Origin of the sequence: Bacillus pseudomycoides DSM 12442 (assembly GCF_000161455.1) — a bacterium.
GTDB lineage: Bacteria > Bacillota > Bacilli > Bacillales > Bacillaceae_G > Bacillus_A > Bacillus_A pseudomycoides.
In genome coordinates this window covers 4870439-4870717 of the sequence record NZ_CM000745.1, presented here as the reverse complement: position 1 = coordinate 4870717, position 279 = coordinate 4870439, and the positions used below count along the sequence as shown (strand labels likewise).

1 protein-coding gene is annotated in these 279 nt (G+C 36.6%); it reads left to right on the top strand.

Annotated features, from left to right (window positions below; translation table 11 throughout):
- On the top strand, positions 1 to 279 hold a 279-nt coding region (locus BPMYX0001_RS24720), incomplete at both ends, for an IS66 family transposase (protein WP_033799322.1).

Sequence of the window (279 nt, the reverse complement as noted above, 5' to 3'; positions counted from 1 at the left end):
TTTTTTGGGGGGAGGAATCATGTTTCTACTCTGTTGAAGCTTTTTTATTAGACGGTCGTTTAGAAATCGATAACAACAGAAGTGAACGTTCTATTAAACCATTTGTGATCGGGAGAAAAAATTGGATGTTCTCAAATACACCGAGAGGTGCTAGAGGAAGTGCCATTATGTATAATGTGGTTGAAACCGTAAAAGAGAACAATTTAAGCCCCTATCATTATCTTCTATATTTGTTTGAAACGCTCCCAAATATCGATTCAAACAATAAGGCCTCACCAT